General features: G+C 50.7%; 11 protein-coding genes and 1 tRNA gene. 5 read left to right on the forward strand and 7 right to left on the reverse strand.

Annotated elements, in window-relative coordinates:
- Positions 1 to 89 precede the first annotated feature (89 nt).
- Together PT279_RS04000 and PT279_RS04005 are read left to right on the forward strand one after the other, a co-directional pair.
- Positions 90 to 1,214 carry a LicD family protein gene (locus PT279_RS04000; RefSeq protein ID WP_277165681.1) on the forward strand — a complete coding sequence of 375 codons (1,125 nt, stop codon included), beginning with the start codon at positions 90 to 92 and terminating at the stop codon, positions 1,212 to 1,214.
- A gap of 85 nt (positions 1,215 to 1,299) precedes the next feature.
- The gene (locus PT279_RS04005; protein WP_277165683.1) at positions 1,300 to 2,418 is read left to right on the forward strand and encodes an acyltransferase; all 1,119 of its coding nucleotides are present in this window, start codon (positions 1,300 to 1,302) and stop codon (positions 2,416 to 2,418) included.
- 103 nt (positions 2,419 to 2,521) lie between these two features.
- Here PT279_RS04005 and PT279_RS04010 read toward each other — a convergent pair whose 3' ends face one another.
- The 4 genes from PT279_RS04010 to PT279_RS04025 all read right to left on the reverse strand — a co-directional run bounded on the left by PT279_RS04010 (position 2,522) and on the right by PT279_RS04025 (position 9,144).
- On the reverse strand, positions 2,522 to 3,655 hold the full coding sequence (locus tag PT279_RS04010) for an acyltransferase family protein (protein ID WP_277165685.1): 1,134 nt from the start codon (positions 3,653 to 3,655) through the stop codon (positions 2,522 to 2,524).
- Positions 3,656 to 3,762: 107 nt separating this feature from the next.
- Positions 3,763 to 5,877, reverse strand: coding sequence for a DUF6020 family protein (locus PT279_RS04015; protein ID WP_277165687.1), 2,115 nt, complete (start codon positions 5,875 to 5,877; stop codon positions 3,763 to 3,765).
- A gap of 174 nt (positions 5,878 to 6,051) precedes the next feature.
- A complete protein-coding gene (locus PT279_RS04020) occupies positions 6,052 to 6,768 on the reverse strand; it encodes a glycosyltransferase family 2 protein (RefSeq protein ID WP_277165690.1) in 717 nt (238 codons plus the stop codon).
- Positions 6,769 to 6,912: 144 nt separating this feature from the next.
- A complete protein-coding gene (locus PT279_RS04025; protein ID WP_277165692.1) occupies positions 6,913 to 9,144 on the reverse strand; it encodes an RICIN domain-containing protein in 2,232 nt (743 codons plus the stop codon).
- A gap of 640 nt (positions 9,145 to 9,784) precedes the next feature.
- On the opposite strand from PT279_RS04025, the gene PT279_RS04030 reads away from it, so the two are divergent.
- The 3 genes from PT279_RS04030 to PT279_RS04040 all read left to right on the forward strand — a co-directional run bounded on the left by PT279_RS04030 (position 9,785) and on the right by PT279_RS04040 (position 11,877).
- A complete protein-coding gene (locus PT279_RS04030; RefSeq protein WP_277165694.1) occupies positions 9,785 to 10,186 on the forward strand; it encodes a glycerophosphodiester phosphodiesterase in 402 nt (133 codons plus the stop codon).
- 344 nt (positions 10,187 to 10,530) lie between these two features.
- Positions 10,531 to 10,618: transfer RNA gene (locus PT279_RS04035), tRNA-Ser, on the forward strand.
- A gap of 239 nt (positions 10,619 to 10,857) precedes the next feature.
- Entirely contained in the window at positions 10,858 to 11,877 is a 1,020-nt protein-coding gene (locus tag PT279_RS04040) for a hypothetical protein (RefSeq protein ID WP_277165696.1), read from the forward strand.
- Between the two features lie 193 nt (positions 11,878 to 12,070).
- Here PT279_RS04040 and PT279_RS04045 read toward each other — a convergent pair whose 3' ends face one another.
- The 3 genes from PT279_RS04045 to PT279_RS04055 all read right to left on the reverse strand — a co-directional run bounded on the left by PT279_RS04045 (position 12,071) and on the right by PT279_RS04055 (position 17,653).
- On the reverse strand, positions 12,071 to 13,759 hold the full coding sequence (locus tag PT279_RS04045) for an exonuclease domain-containing protein (protein WP_277165698.1): 1,689 nt from the start codon (positions 13,757 to 13,759) through the stop codon (positions 12,071 to 12,073).
- A 274-nt stretch (positions 13,760 to 14,033) separates the two neighbouring features.
- Positions 14,034 to 15,068, reverse strand: a complete 1,035-nt coding sequence (locus PT279_RS04050) for a class C sortase (protein ID WP_277165700.1) — start codon at positions 15,066 to 15,068, stop codon at positions 14,034 to 14,036.
- A gap of 575 nt (positions 15,069 to 15,643) precedes the next feature.
- Positions 15,644 to 17,653, reverse strand: coding sequence for an isopeptide-forming domain-containing fimbrial protein (locus PT279_RS04055; protein ID WP_277165702.1), 2,010 nt, complete (start codon positions 17,651 to 17,653; stop codon positions 15,644 to 15,646).
- Between the last annotated feature and the right edge of the window lie 95 nt (positions 17,654 to 17,748).

The raw sequence follows: 17,748 nt of genomic DNA on the forward strand, positions 1-17,748 counted from the left end.
AATATTTTGCACTCTCAAAATGTAAAACGACAAAATGGACATTTTGCGCTATGCTGAAACCAACAATCAAGTGAGAAGCGGAGACAACGATGGGCCTAGTTACCAATATGAAACAACGTCTGTTGCCTCCTTCCTCGCGCTCGTTCCACGCCTTCGAGACCAGCACAAACCAGCGAATCGACAATCTCGAAGCACAGGTCCGCGACCTTGAAGCCCAAACGCAAAGCCTTGCAGGCCAAAACGAACGGCTCATATCCCTTCTCGAGGATTTTCAGAAGGCCTCACAGCAGGAGCATGCCTACGAGCAAGACCGCGATATGATGCTCTATTGGCAGATATTCCGTCACGACAGCGAAAGCGTTGAGCAGGCGCAGTTGCGGTTCTTCCGCGGACTGCCCAAACCGACCGGCATTCACAAACTGTTCCAAGACGCCGAAGCGGCTTTGTTCTCGCAATTCGATGCCCTCTGCCGACAGCACGACATTCTTTATTGGGGCAGCGGCGGCACCATTCTGGGCGCCTACCGCCATCAGGACTTCATTCCTTGGGACGACGACATCGACGTTTATATCACGCGCGACCAATTGCGGAAGCTCGAACAAGTGACGCGTGAAGACGGACGTTTCCGGGTCACCGTCCTCTGGGACTGGTACGTTCCCTGTAAACAGATACGTTTCCGTTCCGCCGACGAAGACAATCCTTGCTTCATCGACCTCTTCACCCTCGACTGGGCCAAAGGCGATCCGCAGCAGGTCTGGAACGCGGGTACGGAGCAAAGAAGAAGTTTCGTCGCCGAAATTCGCGGGAACTTCAACGACACGGCGTGGGCCCAAAACCCATATCTGCCGAGCTCTGACCCATTGGCCCCGCAGCTCGAGGCGGTGCTCGACGCGCAATTGGAAAAACTCGGTCAGACGTGCGACATCCTCCCGGACCAAGAGGGAGCCACGTGTCTGGTCGAAGGACCAGAAAACATCGACGACGCACACCCTTCCGGACCTTACCCAATCGAAGAATGGATGCCCGTCGACCATCTGCATTTCAGAAACCTCGAAGTTCCCGTGCCGAAGGCTTGGAGACAATACCTTTCGAGGCTTTACGGCGATTACATGGCCATCCCGAAAGACACCAATTCCCACGAGCACGTTGCCGACGACTATATCGAGTCGAAACAGAGCGTTGCAGCGATGCACCGGCTTATCGATCAAGCCTGAGAACAGACGCCTTTATACTTGTCTCTAGGTATTCTGTCGAGTATCGAATACGCAATAATGTCGGTTGATCAATCATTGAGGAATCTTGGGAAAAACTAAACAGACACGCAACCTGAACGTCGAGGTGCTTCGTATTTTCGCGATGCTCCTGATCGTCGCCTGCCACGGAATGCTCCACATTACATGGATGCTCAACGCCGACCACGAATCCGTCTACAAACCGGGATGGAAATCCTCCTTATTTTACCTAGTCGTGCAGTACGGGCAAGTAGGCGTATCAATTTTCTTCATTATTTCCGGGTTTTTTCTTGTCAATAAAAAATTCAATTGGACACGGATATTCAAAACATGGTTCCAGATGTTCATTTACGGTGTACTAGTTCTCGCAGGGGTTATTGCTGCTTCTTTTGCAGTCAAACTTCCCGAGGACATCACAACTTCATTCCATGGCGAGGGCTTGATCCGCACGGTGTGCGCCACAATAGTTCCGTTCTTCTATGGAACCTATTGGTTTATTACAGCCTATATTTGCATGCTGCTGCTTCTGCCATTCCTCAATACGTTATTTGAAAACCTTTCCGAACGTTATATAGACGCTTTTATCGGAATCCTCGCCGTCTTCGGAATCTGGGTCATTTTCTTTGGACGAGCCGGAGCATGGAACGATGTCACGTATGCCGTACTCGGTTATATGGTGGGCGGCTGGATACGCAAATACGCTCCTTCGCATGGCAAATTGTTGAAGACCCGATACCTTTGGATAGCTATTATCGCAACAACTATTTTCCTTGTGCTGTTCAATCATATGCTTATGAGCGGTTCACGAATTGTAACGTTGCTTGGCTGGCGCAATCAGGCACGGCCAGGAATTCAATTCCTGCCTATGATCATCGGCGCAGCAATTTTCATTCTGGTCAACAGAATCGACATGAGCCATGTTCCGCACGCATTAGCAACTTTCACACTCAAACTGGCAGCTTCGACATTCGGTGTCTACTTGCTGCATGAGAACATGTTCCTGTACCACCTAATCTGGCCGGCAGTGACGGGCTTATTCCCCGTGCCCAGTTCCATTTGGTCGAAGATTCTAATCTGGGCTGCAAGTGTGCTAATCGTCTACGCGGTAGCCTCGCTGATCGCGTTCCTGCTCGACACGCTTATCGTACATCCGCTGGAACGCAGAATCCTTGCGCTGAAACACTAGTCTGACGATGATTAGCGAGCTCTTTCAAAAGCGGTAAACACCGCAATCAAGGCATTCGACAAATAAGTTACCGCCTAAAATCCCAAGAAAACCAGGCTCGCTATCACTTGAAGGTGAACAGCCTGCCGATCACCGGGATCTTCGCGCCCCAGTGCGAGATGATGACGCAAACCACGTAAATCAGCAGAACTAGCACCACGTTCCAGAAGGGCATCAGCCAGCCCGGAAGTACGTTGCCCATCGCAAGACCATGGTGCTGAAGCTTGCCGACCAGCACCAATATCGGCACATGCAGCATGTAGACGCCAAACGTGCTGGACCCCAATATGGTGACCAGCCTCTCGCTCCACTGGGGCACATGCACGGGTAGCAGGAACGCGAAGACAAGCATCGCGGCAACGCAGGTGCTCAGCATCAGATAACCGCTCGGATAGCCCAAGGACTCATATTGTGTGCCTTTGAGCGAACGGCCGAACTGGTTGATTCCAAAGTTCAGAGCGAAGCACACCAATAGCAGAACAACCATGCCGGAGACGATAACGCGATTGTTCACACGGCCTTTTGCTTGCGCTACCTTTTCTTTGGTGCGCGGGTTCGAGAACATGCCGCCGAGCATGAAGTAGAACAACGTATATCCGTACTTGCCGAAGATGTTGTATTCATCGACGTTGTTAAATAGGAAGCTGAAATCACGGTTCGAGACCACCGTCAGTATGTTCAGCAGATAGCTCAGGGTCGGAATGATGATGCAGAAACAGCCGAGTGCCACCGTCACCCATTTGAAGGCAAAATCATAGGAGGCGTCATAGGCGCATTTGATCAGCGGATAGATCAGATAGACGGCAATCAACGCGTTGATGAACCAGAAGTGACCTGTGGGGTTGCCACCCAAGATCCCGCCTAGCATATAACCCACGAATTCCTTGGCCGTGAACGCATGCGGTCGGCTTGCCCATACGAAGAACAAGGCGACCAGCAGCTTCCACAATTCCATGATCACCACCATGACGACCAGCTTGTGGACATGCTTTTTCATGTTCAACGGTCTCGGCAACAGCAATGCACCGTTGACGGCAAAGAACAAGGGAATACAGATTGCGTCCGGTGCCAGAAGCAAATCCCCAGCCGCATTATTCGGCCATTCATAGGTATAGAACGAAGCATGCAGAAGGATGACGAGAATCATCGACAGCGCTTTGGCCAGATCATATCCTGCTATACGTTGTTTGCGTTCCAAAATGTTTCCCGCCTTGGTTGAAGACCTTCTAAACGCTCATATTCTATATAATCGCCGATACAGTTCGATAACGGCACCCGCAACCATCGGCAAACAGCCAATGCCGATTATCCGTTCTGCCGAACTGTTTGGTCTGGCTGTGCTTCGCCGGCTTCGACGGTGCCCTTCGCCATGTCGGTCTTTTCTGCCGAATGGCCGCAGCTCAGGAAAGGTATCGCCAAGGTCAGGAATACCGTGAACAGCAGCCCCAGCGTATAGCGGTTCTGATATGAAGGCACCATAAACTGGACCAACAACTGCATGAGCACCGGAGCGAAATACAACAGCGATTTCCAACGCTTACGGACGATGACCAAGGCCAAGGCTAGCAACGGGACCCAGACCACGTAAAGCACCTCAGCCCCTAGCAAGGAGAACGGCGGAACATGATTCATCACGTTGACGAAAGGCTTACCAAGATGCTCCTGCTGTTTAGAAAGCGCACAGTCTTTGTACTCAGGCAGCACCTTCACATGGTTCGTTCCGGCTCCGTCCCAACCGCACCTGACAGGTCCAGTCTGGTAATATGTCTGGCCCAGAACGAAAGGAGTGCGGACGTAGGATATTGCATTGATATACGATCCAGGGTATCGGAAGGCCAACGCAATCCACAACTTCTCGAATGCCGACCTGTCTGCTTTGGTCGATGAAGGCTTATAGCCATAGTGCTTGGCAAAATCGGCGCTCAATGGGTTCCAATTTTTCTTTGCTTCCTTGATATCGAGAACCTTCGATATGGTACGTAAATCTTTCTGGGAAAGCTGGTCCTGATGATCAATCAGCACTTTGGTGACCTGCTGGATCGGTATGGACAGCGGTTCTTGCACGCCACCGGGAGCGATATGCATCGCGGGGAACAGCAAACCCGGAATCAATACCAGGCATATTCCTGCCGGCACCAGCGTAGCAACCAAAGTCTTGAACCGCCCGCTCATGAAAATCAGCACGATAAACGTGGCACCGGTGGTGATGTAAATTGACGGTTTCTTGGTCAGCCCGGCAAAAATAGCCAAGACTACAAACAGGATGATGAATTTCCAGCTCACCGGTTTTTGCGACTGCTTACGGTAGATGAATTCCGCAAAGGCAATCGCCCACAAAAGGAAGATCGGAGCCCAAGTGCTGTCTTTGACGATGACAGTGGAAACCGTGGAGAACGTCGGGACGAAGATAATGAACGCAACAGCGCAAACCTGAACCAACGCCGGTATGTTCTTCACTCGGCTGAAACACCAAGCGAGGCTCAACACAACCGCGAAAGCCGTAACTATCGCTTGCAAAACAGTGAGAATCTGCAAACCTACGACCTCATGACCCAGAAGCAGCCCCAAGCGGTCAAAACCGACATAGATCAACGTATCGAAAACGGGGTGATGATCCTGCAGCACATAGCCGTCCAGCCACTGCATCGTCATCGGGTCCCAAATCCTCGAACCTTTGCCTTGAATGAGCTGAAGCACGGTGTCGATATTGACGATCACCGGGCCATTAATATAGAGAATCGGCAACCAGCAAATCGTCACCAATGCGGTATAAATCGCGACACTGCGCACGTTCAGACGCAAAGAAGGCACATATCGTTTCATGGTTTTGACGAAACCTGAGGTCTTGGTTTCCGGATTTTCATTCGAGGCCTGGAACGCTCTGATGCCATTGTTACGCCTGCGCCCAAGCGCATCAGCGATCAATGCCCATGCCATCAGCAACAACGAACCGATGGCGATCAGACGAATCGTGAAGAAGAATGTGAACGAAGGTCTGCCGAACGGATACGTCCCACTGGAATACCAAGGGAAACCGGTATGTTCCCCATCCACAGTGGCCCAAGTGCCAGTGAAGCAGACCGTGGCCGACAACAGCAATGACACTACAGCGAATATGCAGCTTTCCCTCAGCGGACGCCGTGATATCGCTTGTGCACCTTTCCAATACAGCATGAAGAAAACAAGCCATGCCGCAAACGTTGCAAGGGCTCCGGCGGACGCGACGCTGTTGATGGCGTTGTTCAGAATGGCATGTAACCCCACTGCCTGCTCAACTACGCCGAGCCCAGGAACCACAAATACCAGAATCAGCGTTGCGGCAAGCAGCGACACGATAGGGACTATATATTTCTTGATACCACTATCGCTTTCAGAACTCATTTTGGCGACCAAACCGCTCTTCACTTCGCCCTGCTCCATCGTTCGCTGCCTTTACATTCCGCGGCCATTATTCTATCCATTTATTTATATCAAGAACAGTCATTATGACCTGACAGTTGCCATTCCTTTATTTACCGGCAAAATCATGAAGCCTGATTCACATGCAGATACTTATTGCTGCCAATAATGAATATTTGCATACCGTAATCAGAATCAATCCGCCGGTTGGACAGTCTTGCGACGCACAAACCTATTCTTTGCTATCCAAAGAACGTGGTGCAAACCGGTTTTGAGATAATCCTGCTTGGACTCGCCTTGACGAATCCTCTGCTTAATCTTGATTTCAGCAAATCCTGGGCCCAAATAATGCTTCGCATTGATTTTAATCTGCGGCGAAAGATTCCAATCACCTTCGGTAAGGTGAAGTCGCGATACAACGGAACGTTTAAACACCCACATCCCCGAAAGGGAATCGTGGATACGGAACCAGTAGAGGACCGCAATCTCGATATTCAAAGCCCGAACGCCAAGCTGGAGTTTGAAAGGAATGCTATGGTCCGGGTAACGCGAGCAGGAGACGAAACTCAGGTTCCGTTCCTTCATCTGGCGCACAATCTGCGGGGCGTCGTCAATGGGGTATGTTCCATCGGAATCCGCGCAGACAATCAGGTCACTGGTCGCGGTTGCCATTCCGGTCATATGGGCAAAGCCATAGCCAATACCACCCGCAGAACGATTGTCTTCCACAAGCGTGAAACGGGGATAGCGTTTTTCCAACGCCTTGCTGACCTCAACGGTATTATCCGTAGAACCGTTGCTCACACAGATGATTTCGTCGAAGAAATCCGGAACTTGCTCGATAAGCTTGGCCAGATGCCCGGCCTCGTTACGGCATGGCATAACGAGCGACACTGTCTTTCCTAGAATCATAGCGTTTTCTCTTTCGGATTTCGGATACCTATGCCATTATAAAGCAAAATAAGATAACCGACACTTGGTCCGCAATACATACATGCGACGGGAAATCCTGCAACTTTTTGGCTCTGACCGCCAAAGCCCCGAAGCTAGTCACATCTAGCGTCCGATCCACCATTTTTGATTGCCCTGACCCATATATTGATAGGTGATGACCTCGGATCCCGGACTGGTGCTTCCGCCCTTGATATCTATGGCCTTGTTGTTCATCACGCTTTTAATCGCGTAGCTGCCGGCCGAATCCCCTTCGAAATACCATTCCTGGTTATAGGCCTGATGCCACGGATACTGAATGACGGAACCACCGTCACCAGTCCAGCCATAAGCGATATCAAGATACTTGCCGGAATGAAGCGCTCGGATGCCGTATCGTCCGTTGCCCAGATCGGCAAAATAGAACATCTGGTTACCGCCTGAGTTCGGCGTCCAGATTTCAGCCTTGGCGCCATCGGCGGTGCTGCCGCTCCAAATATCGAGACGATTCGAGCTGGAACGGGACTTGAGCGTTTGCGGGCCACTCGGCATATTGGCCTTCATCAACCTGAATCGCTGGTTCCAGCCGGAATTGGCCTGCCACAGTTCCAGTTTGGTACCGGGATCGGAACTGCCCGCATAAATGTCGAGGACTTTATCGCTGGCCCAAGGCATTCCGGAGGCGATATACAACGTACCATCGCCGGCCCTGTAGAAGCGCCAATGCTGGTTGACCCCACCATTGCTGGTGTATTGGATAATATCCGCGCCGTTGTTGCTGAAGCCTGAATACACATCGATGGCTTTATTGGAATGCTTCGCCACAATCGAATAGGTGCCGTCACCCAAAGGCTTGATATGGTAAAGCTGATTCAAGCCATTGGTAGGCGTCCAAATCCCAATTTTCGCGCAGTCCGCATAGCTATATTGGCCTACGTCGACATACCTATCGGTGAAGTCCGAACCGATGAAATAGTCACCTTCTGCAATATCATCAACTCTCCGGCTAGGTGACAAAATCTCAGCGGGCGACATGGCGCCGGCCGCATAGTAATAGTTGCCGAAAGCGTTGAGATCCACGTTGCCGATGCCATTAATTGAGCCGTTGTCCGCGTACTGCCAGCCACGGTCGTTGCTGGAGTAATTAAAGCCGGTGCGCGAACCGTAACTTGCCACCCAGCGGGTATGGGACCGAATGTTGTTGGTATTCAGCGACGTATTGAGATAATAGGTGTAGGAATACACAGACAGATTGTTATAGCCGCTATTCTGCAGGCAGCCATACCATGTGTTGACGATGCCGTCATAAACCCAAGGGTCAGTGGGTGGCGTATGACCTGTCCAGGTCCAGTTTTCAAGATCATAATAGACCGGATAGCTCAAGTCGCCAGGGTAAACTCCGGCATCGTGTAACTTCTTGACTGTGTCCTGACCTTCAGCCCATGCACCATTGTTGTCGTAAGCATACGAATATAGATAGATGCCGAACGGAATACCCAAACGCTTGCATTCATTGATATTGCGTATGGCTTGGTAATCATTTCGATTATTCCAACCAAATCCTATACGGATGATGGCGCCCTCGACACCATCGTTCTTGGCCGCCTGCCAATCGATGGTGCCTTGGTGTTCAGAGACGTCGACCACACCTCTGGCCTGCTGGACAAAAAGATTGTTTCCACCATCGAAGAACGCTTCAGTTCCGTTGTACGACCCCCAATGGGCACCATACTGGCTCGCCCACGAGCCGACATTCTGTACTCTGCCGGACGTCTTTTTTGCCGTTCCAATATCGGAAGCCGCATCAACATTCGAAGAAGACGATCCGGAATCGTTGCCTCCCTTCGCAACGGCATCTCCGCCGTTTTTTTCAACGGCTTTTTTGACCTCGCTGGCTTCTACCGGAATAAATTTCTTACCGTTGGTCTTGGCCAACGGGTCAGGCGGAGTATCTTGCGTACCGACCACCTTCGGATCGGTCACGGGCTTGCCCGTCTCTACGTTCTTGACCTGGCCGTCCTTGGTCACGGCCACATCTTTGGAAACCACCGTGGCATCGTCAGGAATGGCGGAACTGACCTTGTCCGGCAACTTCTGGCTCGGGTTGTCCGGCATCGCGTCTTTTGGCGCAGTGGCCGATGAGACCTTCTGATCGCCGATCGTTTTGGTGCCAAATCCGCTCTGCTGCCCACCGTTGGATACACTAGATGTAGCGGAGCCGAGACCGGCCTGATCGAAACCGCTCAGGTTCGTGTCGCTCGCCGCCTGCGCGGGAACCGCGGTCAGTGCCAGCCCCAACGCCGGAACCGCCAGCACGGCCGCAAATTTGGTGGCCGCGCCCACTAGCCTGTTCTTCATCTTTTCGCCCTTCAAATCCATTGATGTCAATCGGGAATCAGCCTTGCCCGCACCTGCTCCATACGCGTCCCGCAATGGCTCCCGACTTGACACATGTACCATCTTTTTTGCTTTCATTTCATTCTTTTAGCCGACAAAACGGACGTTGCCCCTTCGATAAGAGCAAATCTGTCCAATCTAATGCAATGGTAATGCCGCTGATAAAAAAGGCGGGCAAACGGCAGAAATATTAGCGAAATCATAACAGTTAATCGCAGTCGAGCAGGAATCATCATCTTTTATTCCCTCTTGGACTCTGCCGGGTGTGTTTGATTAGTGGCAATCCCCAACATGCTGTCCAACTTCAGTAAACCCAAAACAGAACATTTTAAATGTTATCTTCAACACATTTACTGAGCCCTAAACCACCAATTGATTATATTTTGTCGGAATTAAAGCAAATAAGTGCCACCTTGGCAAATTCCACAAAACACAGAATCTCGCGCCAATTGTCATGTGCTACACTAAGTGAGTCGGCACACCAAAGTGTCGGAACAATCTGAACGAGTTGTTCTTGCGAAAAGAGTGTTCATTGTAACATTCATCGAACAAAAATAGCCCGTCATCTATTGGCAAGTAAGTCGATAGGAAGGAATGCATCATGGCAGATGACAAAACCATCGTCGTTGATCCGGCGCTGTATGGGGAAACCGCAGCCGAAAAGACCGCAGAGGCCAACAGGGTAGCCCGCAAATTCGGTATCGGGGATGACGCCCTTGCCAAAGTCGAGGATTTCAAAAAGGAATTGACCGACCATAACGCTTGGGATTTGCCGTTTATGGGCTATATCGACGAGGACGGATATGGCTATGCCTACGTCCCCGACAAGGCCATCGCGCCGCCGAACTGGGATGCTCACGCAGCTTTCAAGGCGCTTCCTTACGACGCTCAGACCGCTTTCGCGATCCGTATGCTCTTCACCCACCGCGACGTCGATCGATACGGCGCCACGATGTTCCTGCACTATGAGCGCAACTTCGACATCAAGTTCAAGGAAGACTGAGAGTAAGTAATTTTCAATCTCATTTAATATCTGTAATAGCGACGGCACGTTTCGAGCTGATTTTCGGTTCCGAAACGTGCCGTTGTTCGTTCATAACGGTTTGGCAGGCGGGCGGGAAATTCTCGTGAATCGACAATATCCATTACTTTGCAGACAAATCTTCGCTTTTATTCTCAACGCACTTCAACGTCTCGTTATCTCACGATATTTGCATTCAACGCAACCGGCCAAATCTCCAACCGCCACGCCGACACCAAAATTGCTTGCGAAGCTCGCGGGCTCATGGTATCTTATTTAAGTTGTGTGTTGTGAGGTCTGCTTGCAGGCTTGGCAATGTGCATGCTGGAGAATTCGCCTAGTGGTCTATGGCGCACGCTTGGAAAGCGTGTTGGTGTAACAGCCTCACGAGTTCGAATCTCGTATTCTCCGCCAGCAGCCCGGAAAGCTTGAAATATCAAGGTTTCCGGGATTTTTTATGCCAAAAAGAATTCACCCCACCACTTTTCGACGTAATCCTACGAGGCATCGAAGATCCCACAAGGGCTCAGGGATACCAACAGCGGCATGCAATCTTCCAATTCCAGTGTTCTTTATGAACTAATCCACACAGAAAACATGGCGATGACTACACTTGTTTATTTAGTACCCGCTATCACTCAAAGGCCGCCGCCATGAAAACCAAGCATGTACTTAGAAACCTTCTCATTCTTATTGTGTCAGCAGTGGTTATTGGGACTGGAATAGAGTCATATTTTGAGCTCAAAAACCAAGACAGAAAGAATACAGATAGCGTAAACGCTTATTCGAACATTCAAGGCAAAACTTGGGATAAAGCCGAACAGACGCTACACAACGCCGGAATAAAAACCGATGGCCGTAGCTACGACTTGCAGGACATTAACGAAGAACCCTTGCCAACACCTACTAATGTCCAATCCAGCAAATACATCGTCAAAAAGGTCACAACTAAAAACAGAACCAAACCCGTCATCACCCTACATATCGACGTGCCCGCAACAATCACAGGTGAAAATTGGGAGGAAGCCCAAGATGCGCTTAATGAAAAAGCCTATCAGCACGATGATTACCAGCTTCAAGACACGTCCGGCAGTCTTCTCACACTGCAGACCAACGATAAACCGAGTTTGTATACTGTCAAAACCATAAACAACAATGAAGTGCCAGCAACAATTGTCTTACACGTTGATATTCCCGACAATCTGAACGGCCAATCATGGGACAATGCACGAAACATGCTTACTGCTCAAGGTTATAACACCGATGTCTATAAGCTAATCGACACAAACTCCAATCTCCTTCACATATCATTGTTCGATGCCGAAAACTGGAAAGTAAAACAAGTCGATAATACGACTGCTGTCACAAACATTACGCTTGAATCAAATCCTGCCAATATCGCCCCTGAAAACGCACCACAACAAGAGCAACAAACAACTTCACCTCCGTCAGGAAGTACTGCCTCACAACCGCAGACGCCGCAACAGCCACGATTCCAATCACAACCTCAGCGACCTTCGCAAGACCCAGGGCCCAAGCCCAGCGATCAAGGAAAAGTGCACCGTGGCGCATTCTGCACACCGGAAGGTGCAACAGGACATTCAGACAGAGACTCAGATATACTCACTTGCAGAATGGCAAGAAAAGGTGGACGGCTACGCTGGATGAACTGACCCATAACGCAGGCAAGACAAGGGCCCGGAGCACGGGCACAACCACCTAACCTGTTTTCTTTGCGCCGAAAAACACATTTCTTACACTTCCGACGCATCTTGCACGGCATGTCTACTAACACCATCATGCCTTATTGATGAATATTATTCTTCAGTAGGCTGATACATTAATGTGCAAAGTAACGCTTATATCTTAAGATTCCAGCAATGTTAGTTTCATATATTCATAACATTTCGCAGTTTGGACCGCATCAGAGCAAGCTCTGTGCTTCTCAACGTCATCGATACCAAATCGCCGAATAAGATCAAGAAGCCGATGCTTTTCTTCATGCGGGAGCAAAACCCGACTCAATGCAAGGGTATCCATCATTTTATTGGATGGAACCACAAGCCCTAACCTTATAGCTTCATTCCTCAGAAACTCCATATCAAATGCCACAATATTATGACCGACTAAAACATCGCCAGCAATAAAGTCAATAAAATCTGGCAGAACTTTATCTATCGTCGACGCCTCGGCCAACATCTGGTCAGTGATTCCGGTAAGTTTGCTAACGTCATCAGAAAGCTTCATTTGCGGGTTCACCAGCTGCGAATAATACGGCTCGCACAATTTTCCGTCACGTACACGTACCGCACCAAGCTCAATAATTCGGTCATGTTTCGGCGAAAATCCTGTCGTTTCAAAATCTAAAGCTACGTAATCGGAAACGATAAGGCTATCAGGATTTTGCATTAAAGCATATTTGGTTTCCAAAGCAGCGCATTCTGCCTGTAGAGCAGCAATATCTTCATTCTTTCTCGACAAGTGCCTTAATACGCTCTCAGCCGTTTCCTTGTGTCCGCCATAAGGGTCACTGGCATCGAGCTCTTCGGCCTTTTTCTTGGCTTTGCGAAGATACCCCTTTGAAAGGGTGATTAGTGCCTCTAACGTGGAATTAACCAACATATTCCTTGGCTGCTTAGCCCCAAAATCTCCAAAATACTGAGCTCTTCTAAGATTGACTCGGCCTAAAAAGTTGCCAACCTCATCACATGCGTGTCTCAAAGTATAGGCACTCTGTACAAACTCGAGATGACATACAAGAACAGCCGCATAATTGTTTACTACAAGACGGTTTAACGCATTACGAAATGCTTGATTTGCGGTCCCTTTGTTTTTCAGTTTTCTATCGCACATTTGCAAAGCAGCTTTGGTGACTTCAACATCTGTCTGAATCTTGTTGCCGCTACCATTCTTCGCGCCAGAGATTTCCTGCTTATTCGCACGAGCCGGAACCTGCCGATTCATATCAGCCAGAAGGCAGTTGCCGTGCGAAACCGCATTCCGCATTTTCCGTACAATAAACAACAAATGCTTTTTAGGAAGAGGGCTTCCTTTCATTTGATAATAAGTATCGTAAAGCGCCAATTGATCTTTGAACCCAAGCAATTCCCACAATTGCCATGGAACAAATTCATTGTGACAGCTTACAACCAAATCATCGGTGTAGGGGTTGTCGTGATGAAGAGGTGGCGTGTCTCCGTGAAACATACGGCGCACACATTTCTCTCCAATATCCGGATCATTATCTCCCATTAGTCGATTATTAAAATCTACTTTGATTGAGTGCTCGATATTGGAGCACAATGACCACACAAGTCGACTTAACGCGAAATCAATGAGCGAGAGCTCGACCAAATAACCAAAGTCAAGACCGTCATACTGATAGCCCTGCTCTGCGGGTATTCTTTGGTAGTTCTTTTCATACGACTTGATTTTGAAGAAATACGAATTCGCGCTTAAGAAGCTCCTGGCTCTCTGCTCGTCCATTTTTTCGAAGGTTACTCCATGCTCATGGAGAATCTGAATCTGCCGGTCTAGTGTTGCACGCTGCTTCATTGCCTCTCCATTGGATAGAGCAGAGGGGCATTTGCTCGAAAGCAAATACCCCTCAATAAAACTCCGACCCTGCCCTAGCGAACCAGGAGCTTGTCTACGTTGTATAAAATATATTATCTGGCGCCGGAGCCAAAATCAATAGAAAAAATAAATTTGGAAACAAATTCGTTGCAACAAAAGCGTGTCATCGGCGTGTCCCAAAATGACAGTTACAATTTTATTCGTTACAAATTTACTGAGTCTTTATGAAACATTAAACCGGAAACAATTGGAACTAATACAAAATATCTTGTGGACTTATCTCGGAGAAGTTGCGGGGGAAAACGGACAAAGATGGGGCCGGGTCGACTAAGCGGTGGCGAGCGCGGGCACGGACGGTGGCAGAGTTGCGGCGGGTGAGGGTTACGGCGGCGAGACCGACGACGAGGACGGCCAGGGCAACGAGGATGGCGATGAGCATGGGATCTCCTTTGGCGTTGTTGGGATTGGGGATTGGGTCGGGAATGGATTGGCGAGTGCCGGTGATGATAAGGCGCTGAGTGTTGATGGCGTAGGGAGTGCAGGTCATGAGCGTGACCAGGTCGCGGCCGGGCACCACGCGATAAAGGCGAGTATCTTGCGGATCGATAACGTGGATGCCAGTGACGCGATAGCCCATCGTGCGTCCCAGCGTCTGGACATAGAAGATGTCGCCTCGCTTGAGTTCGTCGAGGCGGGTGAACAGCAGAGCGCTGCTCAGGCCGCGATGGCCGCTTAACACGGCATTCGTTGATTTGCCGCCGACCGGCAGGCTCGTACCGTACAGGTGTCCGGCGCCGTGAAGCAGCGCACCGTCAGATGTACCGTGATAAATCGGCATGTTCACCGAAATCTTGGGAATGCGCACATTGCCCATCACTCCGTCGCCGGCGTTCAGAAGACTCTGGTATTCACTATCATCATCACTTTGCGTTTTCGGCTTGGCTGAGGACGAACCCGAAAATCCACCGCTCGCAAACGGATCGGCAAACTCCCCCAACGTCTTTTGGCCGGAAGCTGCTATACGTCGGTTATAGGCTTGCGCGCGATGATATTCGCCGACGACCTTGCCCCGGGGCCAACGCTCGACGTGACTGACGGAATCGTCGACCAGCCTGCTCTGCCGATACGTCTGAATCGTCCAAACCGTCGGGAACCACGCGATGGCAACGACCAGCGAAACGGCACAACACACCAGCAGCACGTCGACGATACGCATGGCAATCTTGCGGGAGCGGCTGGGCTGAGTAATTTCTCCGCGCAGCATCGCATCGAAATCGCTAAATTGCAAGATCAGCCTCCAATACCTGACTGCCCGGTGGATGAATATAAAGTAATCGGTTTGAAAAATCGAGAATTTGGCACTGAAACCCAGCATTCAACGCATATCGCCGGCATTTTCATATTCCGCGCTATCAACAGGGAATCTGTAAATTTGAAAAACGTTGGAATTTTAACAATTCTTGGCTATCTGAAAATTACGAGAATCTAAAAATGCAGCATTGAAGCAACATTCCTGATTCATTCGCAGTTCCGTGCTTTTGAATTCCCGAAATATTCGCCAAATTGCAGCACAAAGATAACTTTTCAGTCGATTTCTTGTTCCGTGCTGCCTCTTACGACGATACTTCACGAAAAACGAGCACTGAAGCAGCAGCTTAGTCAATCTGAACTTCCGTGCTATCGCCCGCGATATTACTCATCCGAGAATCGTTGGAATTCCAACGATTCAACATTTTTCGAATTGGCAGATACAACGAATCCGCAGCACGGAAACCCCAACTTGTTCAAGTATGCAGTTCCGTGCTGTGCTCTTAACCATTATGCCAATCACGAGCCAGGAATACTCCGGCTCTCCGTCGAGTTTTACTCCTCGTGCAAACGACGACGGACGAAAACCAGCATGGCAGTGGCCACCATCAATAGCACGATGACGAGTAGCGCGAGGACAATACCCGCGCCACCGGTCAGCGGGAGCTGCGAGATCGAAGTGATGGCCAAAACAACAATCGGCGTTTCACTCGAAACCGCCGTGGCATGCGCCTCGACCAAATGCCAGGTGTCGCTTTCGTTGGTATACGAAGACTTCGCGGCATTGGCCGCGTCGGCCTTGACATGCACCTTGAAAGTCGGCATGAAGGTGTCGGAGTAGCCGGCGGGACGGATGACTTCCTTGACGGAGTAATCGCCTTCGCCCAAGCCATCGAAGGTGAGTATGCCGTCGGAGCCGACCTCAAGGTCCTTGACGAAAGTTGTGTTGCCGGCGTTCTGAGCCGCGACCTTTTTATAATGCCCGTCGCCTAACTTGATGAACTTGAGCGGACCATCGGAGGCAGACGCTTCACCGGACTTGGCCTGAGAAGCTGGGGCAACGGCAGACAGCTCGTACTTCACACCCTTCAACCCGGCGATGGCGTCCTGTTCCTTTTTGTCCTTGGCCGCGTCCCATGCCACTTTGGGCTTGGTGATCACCGAGAACTTGCGGAAAGTTGCGAGGGAGGCAGGGTTCTGCGGGCTAGTGGAGTTGGAGGAGACAGAACCGTTGCCGGCGCCTCCGGTCACGTTACCGGTGGAAGGATCGATGGTGGCCGCAGTGGATCCGTTCGAATCCGTGGCGGTGGGCTGATTGTTGATATCGTTCGAATAACTAAGCTTGACACCGTTGCCGAGCGGGCCACCGTCGGCGTCGTCCGTAATCGACATCGTGTAGGTGATGACTATCGAGTCGCGATAATGGAACTTCATGATGCTCGGCGAGAGGTCGAAGACCACGTAATCGGTGGAATCGTCGCCGTCAATGTTCTGGTACTGGCCGTTGGCTGCAGCGTGCGGGGTCACCTTGTAATCGCCTTTGCCGGCATCAAGCTGGGTGGTGCCGACCATCACTTTCTCGGAATTTGCGACATAATGCAGGCCAAGCCCAGAAGGACGATCGACCATGGTGTAGATATAATGGCGGAAACCGGTGGTCAGCGGGACACTGCCGGTGAGTTTATAATGCAGTTCGCCACCGATGGAAGCGTTGTTGGTTTGTGATGAATCCAGTTCCTTGCTGACCGTCGGCGCGTCGTTCTTCATATCGACCAAGCCAAGCGTCTCGCCCGTGGAGCCAATCTTGTTGTAGATCACGCCGCCAGAAGTGATGGCGGTGCTCACCAGCATCGGAATGGAATTGCCGGCAGTCGTCGGATCGGCTGCGCCGGCCTTGCCAGTCACGTCTGCCTCGCCGGTGACGTCATCGACCATATAGATACCCGGCAGTAGGCCGGAAATGGTCATGGTCATCTTGTCGCCCAAATCAGAGGGGACAGCGGACTTTACTTCAGCTGAGCCTAGCAGGCTCGCAAACTTCGCGCTGTAGAAGACGTTGCTGACGAACTGGCGAAGCTTGCCGTCCCAAGCATTCTCGGCGCTGCCGCTATTTGAGGTGGCATCTTCGTTTGTCGTGTCGCCGTTCGCCTGAGCTGTGAAGCCGAGCCACTTGGCTGCGACCTCGCCGACGGGATTGCCCTGATATTGCACGTCCGCGTCGCCGCCTTTGACGGCTTTCAATGCGGTTTCGGCTTCGGCCCCGATTTGCGGGTCGGTGCCGACGGACACGGCGTTCAGCACGCCTGTGTTGCCGTCCTCATTCACGGTACCCTTGGCGTTCACATACGTGCCGATACGCACAACCTTGAACTTGTGGTTGGAGATCATGGCTTTGTCACCTTGAATGGTGATAGTCTCGCCCGTATACGATCCCGCAACGGCGGCCGGCACGGAAAGCGCCCCGTCCCCTGCTGCGTTTGCGGCACCCAACGGCGCCAAAGCCAGCAGCGTGGCGACGGTAAGCGCAGCCCCGGCAAGCCTGTGCATGGTGGTTTTGAAACTCATATACCTTGTCTTTCTTTCCTCACTTGGTACGGATATTGGTTATCGGCCCTTGTCGCCTTCGTTTCCAAAGGTTTCGTCAGGTCAAATCTTTAAAT

Source organism: Bifidobacterium sp. ESL0784 (assembly GCF_029433295.1).
Taxonomy (GTDB): domain Bacteria; phylum Actinomycetota; class Actinomycetes; order Actinomycetales; family Bifidobacteriaceae; genus Bifidobacterium.